The 18263-nt window shown below is 39.0% G+C and carries 15 protein-coding genes; 1 reads left to right on the top strand and 14 read right to left on the bottom strand.

The window, feature by feature from the left end; translation table 11 throughout:
- Positions 1–10 precede the first annotated feature (10 nt).
- From hemB to hemA, 5 genes are read right to left on the bottom strand one after another with little or no spacing between them, the layout of a single operon-like run.
- A complete protein-coding gene (gene hemB, locus POF52_RS01095) occupies positions 11–991 on the bottom strand; it encodes a porphobilinogen synthase (RefSeq protein ID WP_014458109.1) in 981 nt (326 codons plus the stop codon).
- A 17-nt stretch (positions 992–1008) separates the two neighbouring features.
- The gene (locus tag POF52_RS01090) at positions 1009–1782 is read right to left on the bottom strand and encodes a uroporphyrinogen-III synthase (protein WP_271989248.1); all 774 of its coding nucleotides are present in this window, start codon (positions 1780–1782) and stop codon (positions 1009–1011) included.
- Positions 1782–2714 carry a hydroxymethylbilane synthase gene (gene hemC, locus POF52_RS01085; protein ID WP_271989247.1) on the bottom strand — a complete coding sequence of 311 codons (933 nt, stop codon included), beginning with the start codon at positions 2712–2714 and terminating at the stop codon, positions 1782–1784. Before hemC ends, POF52_RS01090 begins: the two co-directional genes overlap by 1 nt.
- A 13-nt stretch (positions 2715–2727) precedes the next feature.
- Entirely contained in the window at positions 2728–3561 is an 834-nt protein-coding gene (locus tag POF52_RS01080; RefSeq protein WP_013059361.1) for a cytochrome C assembly family protein, read from the bottom strand.
- Between the two features lie 14 nt (positions 3562–3575).
- Entirely contained in the window at positions 3576–4916 is a 1341-nt protein-coding gene (gene hemA, locus POF52_RS01075) for a glutamyl-tRNA reductase (protein WP_013085134.1), read from the bottom strand.
- A 329-nt stretch (positions 4917–5245) separates the two neighbouring features.
- Between hemA and POF52_RS01070 the strand changes: the two genes are divergently transcribed.
- Positions 5246–5731 carry a LiaF transmembrane domain-containing protein gene (locus POF52_RS01070; protein WP_013059363.1) on the top strand — a complete coding sequence of 162 codons (486 nt, stop codon included), beginning with the start codon at positions 5246–5248 and terminating at the stop codon, positions 5729–5731.
- 92 nt (positions 5732–5823) lie between these two features.
- Here POF52_RS01070 and yihA read toward each other — a convergent pair whose 3' ends face one another.
- The 9 genes from yihA to leuB form a co-directional block, all read right to left on the bottom strand.
- Complete coding sequence (gene yihA / locus POF52_RS01065; protein WP_013059364.1) at positions 5824–6411, bottom strand: ribosome biogenesis GTP-binding protein YihA/YsxC; 588 nt, start codon at positions 6409–6411, stop codon at positions 5824–5826.
- The gene (gene lon / locus POF52_RS01060) at positions 6408–8732 is read right to left on the bottom strand and encodes an endopeptidase La (protein ID WP_013085135.1); all 2325 of its coding nucleotides are present in this window, start codon (positions 8730–8732) and stop codon (positions 6408–6410) included. The genes yihA and lon overlap by 4 nt, the downstream gene beginning before the upstream one ends.
- A gap of 259 nt (positions 8733–8991) precedes the next feature.
- Positions 8992–10659: an ATP-dependent protease LonB gene (gene lonB / locus POF52_RS01055; RefSeq protein ID WP_013085136.1), complete on the bottom strand. Its 1668-nt coding sequence runs from the start codon at positions 10657–10659 to the stop codon at positions 8992–8994.
- A 152-nt stretch (positions 10660–10811) separates the two neighbouring features.
- A complete protein-coding gene (gene clpX, locus POF52_RS01050; RefSeq protein ID WP_013059367.1) occupies positions 10812–12077 on the bottom strand; it encodes an ATP-dependent protease ATP-binding subunit ClpX in 1266 nt (421 codons plus the stop codon).
- Between the two features lie 384 nt (positions 12078–12461).
- Complete coding sequence (tig, locus tag POF52_RS01045) at positions 12462–13748, bottom strand: trigger factor (protein WP_016765666.1); 1287 nt, start codon at positions 13746–13748, stop codon at positions 12462–12464.
- Positions 13749–13969: 221 nt separating this feature from the next.
- Complete coding sequence (locus POF52_RS01040) at positions 13970–14971, bottom strand: tetratricopeptide repeat protein (protein ID WP_271989241.1); 1002 nt, start codon at positions 14969–14971, stop codon at positions 13970–13972.
- Between the two features lie 101 nt (positions 14972–15072).
- Positions 15073–15663 carry a 3-isopropylmalate dehydratase small subunit gene (gene leuD / locus POF52_RS01035; RefSeq protein ID WP_271989239.1) on the bottom strand — a complete coding sequence of 197 codons (591 nt, stop codon included), beginning with the start codon at positions 15661–15663 and terminating at the stop codon, positions 15073–15075.
- 14 nt (positions 15664–15677) lie between these two features.
- Positions 15678–17093, bottom strand: coding sequence for a 3-isopropylmalate dehydratase large subunit (gene leuC, locus POF52_RS01030; RefSeq protein ID WP_013059371.1), 1416 nt, complete (start codon positions 17091–17093; stop codon positions 15678–15680).
- A 58-nt stretch (positions 17094–17151) separates the two neighbouring features.
- Positions 17152–18261 (bottom strand): 3-isopropylmalate dehydrogenase, encoded by a 1110-nt coding sequence (leuB, locus tag POF52_RS01025; RefSeq protein ID WP_013059372.1) that lies wholly within the window; start codon positions 18259–18261, stop codon positions 17152–17154.
- Positions 18262–18263 lie beyond the last annotated feature (2 nt).

The raw sequence follows: 18263 nt of genomic DNA, 5'->3' as shown, positions 1-18263 counted from the left end.
GCCTCCTTAATTACTTGTCAGATAACCAGCGTGCTGCGTCTTTAGCATGATACGTTACAATTAAATCCGCTCCTGCACGCTTCATGCTAATTAATTTTTCAAGAACAATCTCTTTTTCATTTACCCAGCCGTTTTGAGCTGCCGCTTTAATCATTGAATATTCACCGCTCACATTATAAGCTACTACCGGTAAATTAAACGTATTTTTTACATCGCGCATAATATCTAAATATGATAGAGCCGGTTTTACAATTAAGAAATCTGCTCCTTCTTCGACATCAGATTCCGCTTCTCGAAGTGCTTCTAAGCGATTGGCTGGGTCCATTTGATATGTTTTACGGTCTCCAAATTGAGGAGAAGAATGCGCTGCATCGCGGAATGGTCCGTAAAAAGCAGATGCATATTTAACAGCATAAGACATCACGGGCACATCTTCAAATCCAGCTTCGTCTAGACCGTGGCGAATAGCTGCCACGAAACCGTCCATCATGTTTGAAGGCGCAATAATATCCGCTCCTGCTTTAGCTTGACTGACCGCTGTACGCGCTAATAAGTCAAGGCTAGGATCGTTTAAGATTTTTCCGTCTTCAATTACACCACAGTGGCCATGATCTGTGTATTGACATAAGCATGTATCTGCGATAACAACAAAGTCTGGAAAATTTTCTTTAATTTGACGAATACCTTTTTGAACAATTCCGTGGTCATGGTATGCCTGTGAGCCGACCGCATCTTTTTCAGCAGGAACACCAAATACCATAGCTGACTTGATTCCTAAATCGACTAACTCTTGGATTTCATCATTCAAGTAGTCTAAAGAAATTTGATCCACACCTGGCATTGATTTTACAGCATTTCTTTTTTGTTCACCTTCTACAATAAAAATAGGATATATAAAGTCTTCAGGATGTAAATGTGTTTCACGTACAAGCGCACGCATATTTACAGAATTACGAAGACGACGATGACGTGTAAATTGTAAATCTTTCATGTTAAAATCCTCCTTTATTATTCAAAACAACTAACCAACATATCTATCATACCATTTATTGTGTATGTGTTAGGAACAAGATGCTTAATTCCATATTCGCTCGCTGTCTGACTCGTAATAGGACCGATGCAAACAACTTTGGCTCTATTTATAAGCTCAAGCCAATTCGGAATGTCTTTAACTGACTCGACAAAAAACCTCACTGTAGAAGAACTTGTAAAAGTAATGGCATCAATTCCTGTTTCTAAATGTTGCTTAACCAAGCGTTCAGAATCTTGATTTCGAATGGTCTGATATACAACTAAATCCGTTACCTCACACTCTTTTAACCCATCTTTTAAAACAGAGCGGGCTAATTGTCCTCGTACAAGGAGAACTCGCTCGTGATGTGCCACATTTGCTTTTAACGACTCAAGAAGTGATTCCGCCACGTATTCTTTTGGAACAAGTTGCACGTTAACATCATGTTTTTCTAGCAATTTTGCGGTTTTTTCTCCAACCGCAGCCACTTTTAATCTTTTTAAAGCACTCCAACTGATATTTAACTCTTTTAGCCATTCAAAGAAAAAAGAAATGCCGTTTTGACTTGTAAAAACAATCCAATCAAAACAGTCAATCGACAGCAGGACATCTTCCACTTCTTTTTCATTGTTAGAACGTGCGAACGTGAGGACTGGTAAGCTTAAAGGTATACCTCCAAGCTTTTTAATCTGTGCTGCAAATGAATGAGCCTGCTTCGCTTCTCTTGTAATCAAAACTGTTTTTAAAAAAAGAGGAGCCTCATGACTCATTATTTGTCCAGCTCCTCTTTTACACGGTCAATTAAAAGCTTAGCTCCTTGAGATGTTAAGCGCTCAGCTGCTGCTGAACCGATAGCAACGGGGTCTTTTCCCGTAATTTGCTCTTTGTAAATCGTTTTGCCATCAGGAGACGCGACTAGCGACGTTAGCTCAATGTTTCCGCCGTCCAATATACGCCCATAACCCGCAATCGGCACTTGGCATCCGCCTTCCATCTCTTTTAAAAATACGCGTTCAGCTCTAACAGCACGAGCGGTTTCATCATGATTTAGAGCTTGAAGAAGCGATAATAATTCATGGTCATTTTCTCGGCATTCGATAGCTAAAGCTCCTTGTCCTACAGCGGGAACGCTTATTTCCGGCTCTAGGTACTGAGTGACCGTATCTCTCGACCAGCCCATACGAGATAACCCTGCAGCTGCCAAGATAATCGCATCGTAATCTTCATTTTTTAATTTCTCTAGGCGTGTGTCGATATTTCCTCGAATCCATTTAATTTCGATATCTGAACGCATAGATAGAAGCTGTGCCCCTCGACGCAAGCTGCTTGTCCCAATCACAGCACCGCTTGGTAGCTCCTCAAATCGTTCACTATTTTTTGAAATAAGCGCATCACGATGATCTTCTCGTAAAGGAATACATCCAATCGTTAATCCTTCTGGCAAAACAGCTGGCATATCTTTCATACTATGAACGGCCATATCAATTTCTTCATCTAACATGGCTTGTTCAATTTCTTTTACAAAAAGACCTTTACCGCCTACTTTGGACAGCGTTACATTTAAAATTTGGTCCCCTTTTGTAACCATTTCTTTAATTTCAAACTCAAAAGGAAGACCTTGTTTTTTTAACTGTTCAATGACCCACTTGGTCTGTGTTAACGCAAGTTTGCTTCGACGAGAGCCGACAATAATTTTTCGCATGTTGTCCTCCTAATTACGAACCCCAAAAGTGAAAATTCGATAAACTGCCAAATAAAAAGAAATTAATAAGTAAGACTAAGAACAATCCAATATTCCACATTGCGATTGCCTTTCCTTGAATACCTCTACGCAGTCTAGCATACAAGTAAGCGCTGTATGCAACAAACATTAAAAATGAACCTAACACTTTTGTATCGTACCAATGAAAATCTACGTATTTAATATAAGCCCATATGATTCCTAAGATTAACGAAAGCAATAACAGCGGTACACCAATTAAAATTAATACATAGGACATGTAATCTAGCTTTGTTAAATCTTCAATTCTTAGCAAGCGCTTGCCCCACTTCTTCTTTTTCAATAAATTATACTGAACAAGATACAGAGCGGAAAAAACAAAAGAGACTGAAAAAGCGCCGTAAGATAAAATAGCCATGGTAATATGAATGATTAATAATTCTGACACAAGGCGCTCCGACTGGACAGCAGTGTATGTTTCAAGTGGAGCAAACGTATGAATAGCCATAATTAAGAAACCAATCACATTTGTAAAAAACACCATAAAATCAACGCGAAACAGGCGATTAATCACAAGTGAAAGAGTAATTAAGACCCACGCGTAAAAATACAGCCCTTCAGAAACGGTAAGAATAGGAAACCTTCCCGTCTCAAACATTCGTAAAATTAAAAAGGCTGTTTGCAAAACCCACACAATAGAAAGTAACCAGAAGGCTATCGAGTTTGCCTTCCGGTTATTTTGTACAAAATCAATAAAATATAATAAAACGCTCACCGCGTATAAAATCACAATCAATTCATAGATTCTGGTTAATTCCATATCAACCATTATTCAATCCTCACTTAAGACTGATAAGCTACTGAATGAGACGTAATCGATGTATGAAGCTGCTCTTCTTTTTCTTTTTGCAAAGCAACTTCCTGTTCAATATTAAAAATCTTCATGAACAGCTCTAAAGACTCTTCAGCATGTTTCTCTCCAGCCAATTCTTTCGCGTGTAAAATTGGATCGCGAAGAAGTTGATTAATTATACTTTTTGTATGTTTATTTAAAACTTTGCGCTCACGCTCAGATAAATCTGGGAGCTTACGATCAATGCTTTTCATCGTTTCAGCTTGAATGGTAAGTGCTTTTTGACGAAGTGCAGAAATAACAGGCACAACGCCTAATGTACCAAGCCAAGACTTGAAAGCAACAATTTCAGCTTCAAGCATAATTTCAATTTCATCCGCAGCTTTTTGACGCTCTTGCAAATTGGATTCTACAATCCCGTTTAAATCGTCGATATCATATAAAAAGACCGTTTCTAGCTCATCTAGTTCTGGATCTAAGTCACGTGGAACGGCGATGTCTACCATAAACAATGGACGACCTTTACGCGTACGCTCGGCTTCACTCATCATTTGTTTCGTTACTACATAGTCATTAGCCCCTGTTGAACTAATTAAGATATCTGCTTCGCTTAAAGCATGCTGAAGATCAGCAAATGGTTTGGCTTCTCCAGAAAAACGGTTTGCTAGCTCTTGTGCCTTTTCAAATGTTCGATTCACTACCGTTACTTTTTTAGCTCCGCTGCCATATAAATTCTGTACGGCAAGCTGACCCATTTTTCCCGCACCAAGAATCAACACATGTTTGGACGATAAGTCTCCAAAAATCTTTTTAGCAAGCTCTACGGCTGCATAGCTGACAGAAACTGCATTTGCACCAATTTCTGTTTCATGATGAGCTTTTTTGGCTAATGTCACAGCTTGTTTAAACAGCTGATTAAAAACCGTTCCAATTGTTTCTTCTTCTTGAGCAAGCAAAAAGCTTGAACGCACTTGTCCAAGAATTTGTGTTTCACCAATCACCATTGAATCTAATCCACATGCTACTCGGTATAAATGTTCGATGGCCCCATCATTTTCATAGATGGTTAAATAAGGCGAAAACTCTTCTTTATCTATTCCGAACCATTCAGCTAAAAATGCTTTTACATAATAACGGCCCGTGTGTAATTGATCAACAACAGCATAAATTTCCGTACGATTGCATGTTGAAACAATGATGTTTTCCAAAATACTTTTTTGGCCGCTTAACGTTTTCATGGCAGATGCTAGTTCTTGCTCATTAAAACTAAGCTTTTCTCTTATTTCAACAGGGGCTGTTCGAAAGTTTAAGCCGACTGCTATAATATGCATTTGTACATACCCCCTATAATTGAAATGTGCTTATTTATCCGAATTTGACGGGCAGTAACCCCTAAATTCCCAAAGAGCTACAGTGAGATAACTGCCCGTAAAATCCGGCGTTCTTCATTCTACTATTCGTAAAAAGCGGCGTACATTACCCAGGTGTAAGCTTCGCCTTATCTCTAACTATTATAACATGTTCTATAAGTCATTCGAAAAAAAAATGTGAACAGTCTTTGAAAACATGTGTTAAGATATTAACTGTTATTCCGTAATAAATTGTATCAAAAAAGCAGCGTTTTATCACGTTTTCTGTTTTGAAACACCTGGAGGTTACTATGAAAAAGCAATCAATGTTTTTTGGTGTCTTACTAGTTGGATTTGGAATCTTTTTCTTACTGAATGAACTACATATGAGCATTGCAGCAAAGGTATACACGTGGCCTGTACTGTTAATTTTAATAGGAGCAGCCCTGTTAACTGAGTCTGCTTTATCTCAAGATCATTCAAACTTGCTTGCAAGCTACATATTAATCACTTTAGGTATTCATTTCTATGTAAGTGAACAAATTCCCTTTTGGCCTACGAATATTAGCATGGTCGTTTTTATGGTGGCCATTAGCTTTTTACTTAGTGCTAGAAAAGCCAAATCAGGCTTTTTCCAAGGCGGCACCCTTTTAATTATTGCCATTTTAATGATGTTTTCAGACCGTCTTAAACTATTTTTGCCAAAAGTTGAAGACGGCGTAAATTATTTAACAACCTTCTGGCCTATTTTATTGTTACTAGTTGGGCTATATTTATTATTTTTCAAACGAAAGTAATCTATGTAAACAAGTTAAAAAATGGAACGTTTGACTCACTTCCTGTTAGAGTGATGATAAACGTTCCATTTTTTTAGCTTCTATTCCTTTGTTTAGTGAGTCATACGATACTGCAAAGATTTCCACGCTTTATCTTTTCCTTCACCTGTTTCAGATGAGAAATGAATTAATTCATCATTTGGATCCAAGTCCAGCGTTTCTCTCACTACTTTTAAGTGCTTTTGCCATTTTCCTTTAGGAATTTTATCAGCTTTCGTCGCAATAACCATAACGGGAAGGTCATGGTGCTTCAAAAACTCATACATCATAACGTCATCCTTTGAAGGTGCATGGCGTAGATCAACAATCATTAACACAGCTTTAAGCTGCTCACGATTTGTTAAATACGTTTCAATCATTTTCCCCCATGCTTCACGCTCTTTTTTAGACACTTTTGCAAATCCGTAGCCAGGTACGTCTACAAAGTGAAGGATTTCATTAATTAAAAAGAAGTTAAGCGTTTGAGTTTTTCCAGGCTTAGACGACGTACGCGCTAAGCTTTTGCGATTAAGCATCTTATTAATAAAAGATGATTTTCCTACATTTGAACGGCCTGCTAACGCAAACTCTGGCAGGTTTTCTTTAGGATATTGTTCAGGGCGTACAGCACTGATGACAATATCGGCTTGAGTTACTTTCATTTTACCTCTCCTACTAGCGCATGTTCCAATACTTGGTCCACATGTGACACAAGAACGATGTCTAATTCCTCTTGTACACTGTCAGGGATATCTTCAATATCACGTTCATTATCATGAGGGATTAATATTTTAGTTAATCCGGCACGATGTGCACTAAGTGACTTTTCTTTTAAACCGCCGATTGGTAATACGCGACCTCTTAGTGTAATTTCTCCTGTCATTCCTACTTCTCTACGCACTGGTTTACCCGTTAGTGCTGATACTAGAGCAGTGGCAATGGTAATTCCTGCAGAAGGTCCATCTTTTGGTACAGCTCCTTCTGGAACATGGATATGAATATCATGTTTTTCATAAAACTTTTCATCAATTCCTAGTTTCTCTGCATTTGAACGCACGTAGCTAAATGCTGCCTGAGCTGATTCTTTCATCACGTCTCCAAGCTTTCCAGTTAGCACTAGTCTTCCTTTACCAGGGGACAAGCTTACTTCAATGGCTAGCGTGTCTCCTCCTACAGTTGTGTAAGCAAGACCTGTAGCAACGCCGACTTGATCTTCCGTCTCAGCCTGTCCGTAACGGAACCTAGGCTTACCAAGGAATTCTTCAAGCGTTTTGGCCGTCACCACCACGCGTTTTTTCTCGCCAGAGACTACGATACGAGCTGCTTTTCGACAAATGGAAGCAATTTCGCGTTCAAGGTTACGAACACCAGCTTCTCTCGTATATAAACGGATGATTGCTGTTAGCGCGTCATCACGAATCTGCAAATTGCCCTTTTGCAATCCGTGATTTTCTAGCTGGCGCAGCAATAGGTGACGCTTCGCGATTTCAAGCTTTTCCAGCTCCGTGTAACCAGCAATTTGAATAATTTCCATTCGATCGCGCAGCGGCCCTGGAATCGTAGCTAAGTTATTAGCTGTAGCCACGAACATCACTTTTGATAAATCATACGTTTCTTCTATATAGTGATCGCTGAAATTATGGTTTTGTTCAGGATCCAATACTTCTAACAAAGCAGAAGACGGGTCTCCACGGAAATCATTTGACATTTTATCGATTTCATCAAGCAGAAATACCGGATTAATCGTTCCCGCTTTTTTCATTCCTTGAATAATGCGTCCAGGCATAGCTCCCACGTACGTGCGACGATGACCGCGGATTTCTGACTCGTCTCTCACGCCGCCTAGAGACACTCGTACAAAATGACGATCTAGAGACGTAGCAATTGAACGGGCTAGGGATGTTTTCCCTACGCCAGGAGGTCCTGCTAAACATAAAATAGGACCTTTAAGAGATTTTGTCAACTGCTGCACAGCTAGATATTCTAATACGCGTTCCTTCACTTTTTCAAGGCCATAGTGCTCATCGTTCAGCACTTGTTCAGCATTATGAATATTGAGCCTATCTTCCGTTTCATTTGTCCAAGGTAGCGCAATCAACCACTCGATATAATTTCGAATGACTGAGCTTTCAGCGGAGGTAGCAGGAATTTTTTCATAGCGATCCAATTCTTTAAACGCCACTTGTTTGACGTGGTCCGTCATCCCACTTGCTTCAATTTTTTCGCGAAGTGTTGCTACCTCTCCCGTCTTTCCTTCTTTGTCTCCAAGCTCTTTTTGAATCGCCTTCATTTGCTCACGAAGATAATACTCTTTCTGAGTGCGTTCCATTGATTTCTTTACACGCTGTCCAATTTTTTTCTCCAGCTGCAAAACTTCTTGCTCGTCTTGAATATGAGAAATGATCGTATTTAATCTTTCTTTCACATCAGTTATTTCTAAAATTTCTTGTTTAAGCTGAATTTTTATTGGTAAATGAGAGGCTACAATATCCGCTAATCTTCCTGGTTCTTCAATATCGCTTACGGTTGAAAGAGTTTCAACGGACACCTTTTTGGAAAGTTTTATGTATTGTTCGAAATAGTCTAAAAGCGTGCGCATCAGCGCTTTATCTTCTACATCAACCTGATGTTCTTCGTTCTGCTTTTCCACGTGCACAACAAAATATTCTTCGCTGTCTTCAAATTCTGTAACGGTTACGCGATTTAGTCCTTCTACTAAGACGCGCATCGTTCCATTCGGCAGCTTTAGCATTTGTTTAATTTTTGCTAACGTACCGGTTCTATATAAATCCTCTTTTGTTGGTTCATCGATACCCATATCTTTTTGTGATACTAAACAAACTAAGTGATCATCCATCATTGCTTTTTCTAATGCTTGCACAGATTTATCTCGCCCAACATCTAAATGAAGCACCATTGTCGGATAGACGATCAAACCTCGTAAAGGCAATAGCGGCATTGTCAATTTTTCTTTTTCTGCCATGCAATGAACACCTCCAATGCTCGTCAATTAAAGTATGTAAAGTGTGAATTCTTTTAACAATTTTATCTCATTTGTATACACATGTCTAACAATAGTAATTACTAATTGTACCATGAGAAAGAATTAAAAGGCAAAATATATCTTTTTAAGCTCTTTTCATAAAAAAACGCCTTTTTCGTTGGCTGTGTATAAAGGTTTTATACGCGAAAAAGGCGATGAATATTCATCTGACCATTAATTTTTAATTATCATGATAGAATTAGCTAGATTCTCTAGTTGAAATAGCTGGATCTACCGACAAATGTGCAACATGCTCATGTACAGACAATAGCGCTTGTTCAAACACCTCTGTTAAATGATGGACAGGAATAATATCGATACCTTTTACCTTTTCTACCATTGCATTCATATTTTCTTTTGGCACAATCACCGTCTGAACACCTGCTTGTTTTGCTGCCTTGATTTTTGGAATCACACCGCCAATTGGCTTTACGTTACCGTGCAGACCAATTTCTCCTGTCATTGCTACCGTATGTTTAATTGGCACTTCATAAATCGCTGAGTAGATCCCTGTTGCCATCGCAATACCAGCAGAAGGCCCATCAATTGGCACGCCTCCCGGAAAGTTTACATGAATATCATACTCATCGGCTGGAACATCCATGGAACGAAGAACCGTTATGACATTTTCAATTGAGCTTTTAGCCATACTTTTACGGCGAATAGACTTCCCTTGAGTCCCTATACTTTCCTCTTCAACGATACCTGTAATAATAATGTTCCCTTTCTCTTTTGCAGGAATCGCTTTGACCTCAATTTCTAAAAGTGCTCCAGAGTTGGGCCCGTACACTGCTAATCCATTAATAAGTCCCACTTTTTCCTCATCTGCAATTTTCGGATCGTGCCTTGGAGATAGTTGACTAGAATGAACAATCCATTCAATATCTTCATTTTTAATGTCCGTTCGTTCCTCTGATATCGCTAATCCAGCCGCAATTTGCATCATATTAACCGTTTCACGTCCATTGCGTGCATATGTAGAAAACAGAGATAAACCTTCTTCTGATATATCCATTCTTACTTTATTTGCTGCTTTTTTTGCAACTGTAATAATTTCGTCGCGATCAAGCTCACGGAAAAATACCTCTACGCATCTGGAACGAATGGCAGGCGGAATTTCATTAGGCGTTCTAGTCGTCGCACCAATCAAACGAAAGTCTGCTGGCAACCCATTTTGAAAAATATCGTGAATATGTGTTGGGATTTGTGTGTTTTCTTCGCTGTAATAGGCGCTTTCCATAAACACTTTTCGATCTTCTAGAACCTTTAACAGCTTATTCATCTGAATAGGATGGAGCTCTCCAATTTCATCAATAAATAAAATTCCCCCGTGTGCATCTGTAACCGCTCCTTGTTTTGGCTGCGGAATTCCAGCTTGGCCCATGGCACCTGCTCCTTGGTAAATAGGATCATGAACAGACCCAATCAAAGGATCAGCAATGCCTCGCTCATCAAAACGCGCCGTAGTTGCATCTAACTCTACAAATACAGCCGATTGTTTGAAAGGTGATTTTTTATTTTTTTTTGCTTCTTCTAACACTAAACGTGCTGCTGCGGTTTTTCCTACTCCAGGCGGCCCGTATACAATCACGTGCTGTGGATTAGGACCGCAAAGGGCAGCCTTTAGTGACCGAATTCCATCCTCTTGTCCGACAATATCGGAGAAGCTAGACGGCCTCACACGTTCGGCAAGCGGCTCAGTTAAAGAGATGGCTCTCATTTTCTGCAATTGCTCCATTTCTTTCTTTGAATCCCGATCAATTGAGACTTTTTGCGTACGCTGATTGCGTAATAAATTCCAAAAATATAAGCCAATGATGATACCAAAAAAGAGTTGGACCATTAAGGCAATATTCGTCCAGTTCATAGATAAACCTCCTGCGCAGTTTAGTAAGATAATTATCAGTTATTATCTCCCTGCAGCAGTAGGAATAAACAAGATTCTAGTAAAAAGTAAAATTTAGTTGTGCTTCATCACCAGAAAAAAGCCGGGTACTCAAATTGAGTACCCGGCTTTTTTTATGCTGATGTTTTGCTGCCTTCTTGAATAGTAGATCCGTCTTCTAATACGAACTTAGGAGCCGCTTGATCACGAACAGTTTCACCTGTGATAATACATTTTGTAATATCATCACGTGAAGGAAGATCAAACATTACATCTAACATAATACCTTCAATGATTGAACGTAGACCACGAGCACCTGTTTTACGCTCGATTGCTTTTTTAGAAATTTCTACTAAAGCCTCGTCTTCGAACTCCAGTTCAACGTCATCAAGTTCAAGCATTTTTTGATATTGTTTCACTAGTGCATTTTTCGGTTTTGTTAAAATCTCAACTAGCGCTTCTTCATCAAGAGGCACTAAGCTAGCAGTAACCGGTAAACGACCAATAAACTCTGGAATTAAACCAAATTTTAATAAATCTTCCGGTAATACTTTTGCTAGTAACTCTTTTTCTGTAAAGTCTTGTTGTTTTGTTTCTGAACCGAAACCAATTACTTTTTTACCTAGACGGCGCTTAATAATAGGTTCGATTCCGTCAAATGCACCACCGCAAATAAATAAGATATTTGTTGTATCAATTTGAATAAATTCTTGATGAGGGTGTTTACGTCCACCTTGAGGAGGAACGCTTGCTACAGTACCTTCTAAGATTTTAAGAAGAGCCTGCTGCACACCTTCACCTGATACATCACGTGTAATAGATGGGTTTTCAGACTTACGCGCTACTTTATCAATTTCATCGATGTAGATGATACCTTTTTCAGCTTTCTCCACATCGTAATCAGCTGATTGAATTAATTTTAATAAGATGTTTTCAACATCTTCTCCTACATAACCTGCCTCTGTTAGAGATGTTGCATCTGCAATCGCAAACGGTACGTTTAAAATACGAGCCAATGTTTGAGCTAGTAAAGTTTTACCGCTTCCTGTAGGTCCAATTAATGCAATATTACTTTTTGATAACTCAACGTCATCAATTTTGCTGTTTGAATTGATTCGTTTGTAATGGTTGTATACCGCAACGGATAACGATTTTTTCGCATCCTCTTGACCAATTACATACTCATCTAAAATGTCACGAATTTCTTTTGGTTTTGGTACATCTTTAAATTCTACTTCTTCTTCTGTACCTAACTCTTCTTCTACGATTTCCGTGCAAAGTTCAATACATTCATCGCATATGTAAACACCTGGACCCGCAACTAACTTGCGTACTTGTTCTTGTGTTTTACCACAAAATGAGCATTTTAACTGCCCTTTTTCATCGTTAAATTTAAACATAATTTTCACCCCTTGTAGTATTTACTAAAGTGCTCGAAGCTGATTTCTATCCGCGCTATAGCCCAACAACATGAACAACTCATCTATTTGTAGGTAAATGCCCCTCTTTATTACATAGTAAAAGCGCTATGAAAAGATTTGTATTGCATTTTACCATACATTTTCTTGAATAGATACTAAAACGTTTTATGTATATGTTGTTGATGAGCATAACAGAATGGAGATCTGCTATTATATAGTGTCCTCTTATTGGGCCTATTTCATAACCACGGATTTCAAACAATGGGTTAAAGCTGCTTCTACGGTGTTGGTTATGATATAAAAAAACTATTGAAGTTTATAAAACAAGGCACGATCAAGTCGCGCCTTGTTTCTTACTTACTATTATGCAACAGCTTTGCTGTTTTCTACAAGAAATTCAACTGCTTTACGTACTTTCATGTCTTCTTTAATGCTATCAAGACTGCCAAGCACTTTCTTAATTTCTTCGACAGGCATGTTGTACATTCCTGCCATGTTTTCTAATTCTTTTTCTACTTCTTCTTCGCTTACTTCAAGATTTTCAGCTTTTGAAATAGCTTCTAGCGTTAAGTTGATTTTCACACGCTTTTCAGCATCCGGACGCATTTGGTCGCGAAGAGCTTTTTCATCTTGACCTGAGAATTGGAAGTAAAGTTCAAGGTTAAGACCTTGCATTTGTAAACGTTGTTCAAACTCTTGCATCATACGATCCATTTCAGTGTTGAACATTGCTTCTGGAATTTCTACTTCAGCGTTTTCAGCAGCTTTTTCTACTAAAGTGTCGCGAAGAGCTGATTCCGCTTGATTCTCTTTATCGCTTTGTAATTTTTCTTTTGTTTTTGCTTTTAACGCTTCTAAAGTTTCTACTTCTTCATCTACGTCTTTTGCAAACTCATCGTCTAAAGCTGGAAGCTCTTTAGATTTGATTTCGTGTAATTTCACTTTGAATTTAGCAGCTTTACCAGCTAGCTCTTCAGCATGATACTCTTCAGGGAATGTTACTTCCACTTCTTTTTCAGCGCCTACTTCAAGACCAACCAGTTGCTCTTCAAAGCCAGGGATGAATGTGTTAGAACCGATTTCTAAAGAATAGTTTTCGCCTTTCCCGCCTTCGAATGCTTCGCCATCAACGAAACCTTCAAAGTCGATTACAGCTGTATCACCTTCAGCTACAGTTCCTTCTTCTTTAACAACTAGTTCAGCGTGACGCTCTTGAAGTGTTTTTAATTCAGCTTCAACGTCTTCATCTGTTACAGTTGTATCTACTTTTTCTACTTCTAAGTTTTTGTATTCACCTAATTTAACTTCAGGCTTAACAGTTACTTTAGCAGTGAAAACTAGAGGTTGTCCTTTTTCGATTGTTTCAACATCGATTTCTGGACGATCAACCGGCTCGATACCAGCTTCAACAATTGCATTGCTGTAAGCTTCAGGTAATAAGATGTCTAGTGCATCTTGATATAAAGATTCTACGCCAAAACGTTTTTCGAAAAGTGGACGAGGCATTTTACCTTTACGGAACCCTGGTACGTTTACTTGTTTTACAACTTTTGTGAATGCTTTATCTAAGGCTTTATCAAACTCAGCAGCTTCAACTTCTACTGTTAAAACGCCTTGATTTCCTTCTTGTTTTTCCCATTTTGCAGACATGAATGTTTCCCTCCAAAATCATTTTAAGTAGTGATTTCTAAACTAGATAATGCAGATAGCCTATCAGTTCAACCCTCAATCATTATCTATTTAACTCCCTATTACTTTAAAGTAAGTAGGAATGTAATGTAAAGATGAAATTCTACTATACGTATTTAAGTGCATTTTACAACCATTATATTATAACATACAACAATGACGTTTCAACTAAACACCACATTTTATATAAAAGAAATTTCTTCAATTTCTTTTAGCTCTTTAATTGCCTTTCTTAATTCAGCTGCGGAGAAACTTCCGTCTACCTCTGCTACAGCTGCATCTGACTCTTCTCCTTGCATCATCAGACTAACAGCATACACCGCTGCTGTCCAAAGTTTTACATTATCACCCGGTAAAAACGGAAATGTAATAAATAAATGACGCTGCCATATTTCAACGGCAACCTGCAGCAATGTAGGATTTTCATGCTCCAGCTTTTCCGTCAGCTGTGCTTCTACTTGCTCGGCAAACAAATACGGTGTTGTTCGTTGAAGCTGAAACGCATTTACTTTTTTCGTCTCTCCAAACTTAGTAATCATAAAATCAATGTCTACTTCTTCTTCCATAACTGTTTTTAAAGCGACTGTTTTTACGATAGGGTGAACAGCTTCAGATGAAAATAGCTGTTCCAGAAAGACGCGCTGCTTTTCAATTCTCTTTGTTTTTAATGAATGAACCCATTCAAGCTGATCTTGAATATTGTCTAGAGCTGTGAATGATTTAAACTGCTCTAGCTGTTCTTCTTCTGTTTGTTCTTCTATGACTTGTTCTTGATTCATTCTATTCTTGCAGAACTCCAATAGCTGATAAAGCTGTTCAGCATGTTCAGAAGGGAGTTTGTGTTCTTGAATAACTGCTTGTAGAGTGACATATCCTTCATGATAGTGACCAAGCTGAATTAACACCATGAGGTACATTTGCAAATTATGATAATAATCGCCAATATCTTCTTTCAGCATTTGCTCACATAATTCTTTAGCTATGCCTGCATCACCGAGCTCCACGTGACAAATAACAAGGCCAAGCAAGATTTCATGATGCTTATTATCAAGTTCGTAGGCCTGCTCAAATAAAGGAAGTGCTTCTTGAAATTGCTTGTGCTGCATATGATCTGTAGCTTTTTCAACCAACCGTTCTTTTAATAGAGGAAAAGCTACAATTTTGTTTTGTTGTTCATTCGACATGTTTTCTCCCCACTTCGCGGTCCATTTGCTTTACAGTTTAGCAATTCGGTTAACGGAACGCAAAAAAATCGAGCAAAATCATAATTTTGCTCGATTTTTGGTTAATATCTTACCGTTTTTGCTTCATAAGCAGAAATGTCGTCTTCAAAAGAAAGCGTATAGCCAATTTCATCATATCCGTTAACAAGCATATATTTCCAATGACCATTGATATCAAACGTACGTTCAAAACCTGCTTTATCGGTAATTTTTTGCTGATGAAGATCGATTGTACAGGCGTAAGAAGCACTTTGAGACTCTTTCATTAAATAGGAAACATCTTCTTTTGGTAAAACAATAGGTAAAATACCATTTTTTAGACAGTTTTGTTTAAAAATATCCGCAAATGAAGGTGCGATAATAGCACGAAACCCGTAGTCTAAAAGCGCCCATGGCGCGTGTTCACGTGACGAACCACATCCGAAGTTCTCGTCAGCTACAAGAATTGTTGCTCCTTGATTTTGAGGCTGATTTAATTCAAACGTTTCATTTAACGTCTCATCTTCATTATATCGCCAATCAAAAAATAGAAATTGGCCAAAGCCAGTACGCTCAATTCTTTTCAAAAATTGCTTTGGGATAATTTGATCAGTATCTACGTTTGCTCGGTCGAGACCTGCTACTTTCCCTGTATGGATTGTAAAAGCATTCATCTGTGTTCTCCTCCTTATCGCACCGCTTGTTCTTGTAGTTTGCGCACATCAACAAAATGTCCATATACCGCTGCCGCTGCTGCCATTACCGGGCTTACTAAATGCGTTCTGGCGCCTTTTCCTTGACGTCCTTCAAAATTCCGGTTAGAAGTGGACGCACAGTGTTCGCCTTGTGGAACTAAGTCAGAGTTCATGCCTAGACACATGCTGCAGCCTGAGTCTCTCCAATCAAAACCTGCTTCAATAAAAATAGCAGATAACCCTTCTTCTTCAGCCACTCGCTTTACTTTTTGAGAACCGGGTACAATGATTGCTCGCACATCTGGTGACACTTTCTTTCCTTTAATAAAGGCTGCCACGTCACGAAGATCAGACAAACGAGCATTCGTACATGAACCGATAAATACATGCTGAACTGGAATCTCTTCTATTGCCATGCCAGGCTGTAAGCCCATATACTCAAGTGCTCGTGACAAAGACTTTCTCTCAGCTTCTGTTTTACACTCTTCTAATGTAGGAACTTGCTTGCTAACATAAGAACTCATCGCCGGGTTTGTTCCCCATGTTACAACAGGTTCAATTGTATCTGCATCAATTTCCAGCGTTTCATCGTACGTTGCACCTTCATCTGTTGCTAAAGCTGCCCAAGCTTCCACTGCTTTTTCAAACTGTTCTCCTTTAGGAGCATACTGACGTCCTTTAATATAAGAGAACGTGACATCGTCTGGACTGATTAAACCAGCTTTTGCACCGGCTTCAATAGACATATTACAAATGGTCATGCGCTCTTCCATTGAAAGATCGCGAATACATTCGCCCGTAAATTCCACGATTGAACCCGTTCCAAAATTCACGCCGAATTTTTGAATTATTGCTAACACAATGTCCTTAGCATAAACGCCAGGCTGCTTTTTGCCATTCACTTTCACTTGTAGCGTTTTTGGTTTCGCTTGCCATAGCGTTTGTGTTGCTAAAACATGCTCTACCTCACTAGTTCCTATCCCAAAAGCAAGCGCTCCAAATGCACCGTGAGTAGATGTATGACTATCTCCGCACACAATAGTTTTTCCAGGCTGAGTTAATCCTAATTCCGGTCCAATGATATGCACAATTCCTTGCTCTTCACTTGTTAAATCTAAAAGCTTCACACCAAACTCATGACAGTTTTCAGATAGTTTGTCTACTTGTTTCTTTGCAATCGGATCTTTAATATTAAAACGGTCAACTGTTGGAATGTTGTGATCCATTGTAGCAAACGTTAAGTCTGGACGCTTCACTTGGCGATTTGCCACGCGAAGACCTTCAAATGCTTGAGGAGACGTTACTTCATGAATAAGATGAAGATCGATATATAATAAGTCCGGCTTCCCCTCTTCTCGACGTACAACATGTTGTTCCCAAAGCTTATCAATAATTGTTTTTGGTTTCATACTGCTCCTCCTTTCTGATTATGAAAAACGTTTCTCACAAAACGTGAGAAACGCATGATTAACTGTAAGCTGTCATAATGCTTGAAATGGCAGAATCATTAGCAATTACCGCAGTTATCGCCTCCACCATTTTATCGGTACCTAAATAATGATTACCGTCTGCTAAGTCAGCTGTTCGATGACCTGCATGTAATACACTTTCAACCGCTTGTTCAATCACTGCTGCTTCTTTTTCTAATCCAAACGAATGTCTAAGCAACATTGCTGCAGATAAAATAGCAGCAATCGGATTAGCTTTGTTTTGACCAGCAATATCTGGTGCAGAACCGTGAACCGGTTCGTATAGAGACGGACCATCAGCCGTTAAGCTCGCAGATGGCAACATTCCTAACGATCCTGTCAGCATAGAAGCCTCATCACTCAAAATATCACCAAACATATTTTCAGTTACCACTACATCAAAATACTTAGGATTACGAATTAACTGCATAGCAGCTGAATCTACAAGCATGTGCTCAAGCTCTACATCGGGGTAGTCTTTTGCTACTTCTTCAGCTACTTCACGCCACACTCGACTAGACTCAAGGACATTCGCTTTATCAACAGACGTCACTTTTTTACGTCGATTTACAGCCGTGTCAAATGCTTGGCGAATAATTCTTTCTATTTCTGTACGCTTATAAAATAATGTGTCGACAACTGTTTCTTCATTTCCTTCTGTTCGGCGCTCGCTAGGCTTACCAAAATATAAGCCTCCTGTTAGCTCACGGACGATAATGAAGTCAACACCTTCAATGTATTCTTTTTTCAGAGGAGAGGCATCCGCTAAGCTATCATAAAACGTCACTGGACGAAGATTAGCATATAAATCCAGTTCTTTGCGAATAGCTAGCAAACCTTTTTCCGGTCGCAAATGTGAAGGGTTACGATCCCATTTTGGCCCTCCAACTGATCCAAGTAATACAGCATCTGCCTGCTTACAAGTCTCAATTGTACTTTCTGGAAGAGGTGTGCCCGCCTCATCAATTGCAGCTCCGCCAATTAGTCCATACGTAAACTCAAATTGATGATCAAAGCGCTCTCCAATTGCTTTTAAAACGGCAACAGCGCCTTTGGTTACTTCTGTTCCTACGCCGTCACCCGGTAATACAGCGACTTTTTTTGTCATGG

This window comes from Priestia sp. AB, from assembly GCF_028369225.1.
Taxonomy (GTDB): domain Bacteria; phylum Bacillota; class Bacilli; order Bacillales; family Bacillaceae_H; genus Priestia; species Priestia megaterium.
Note: the sequence above shows the minus strand (reverse complement) of the source record. Positions and strands in the feature narration are given on the sequence as shown.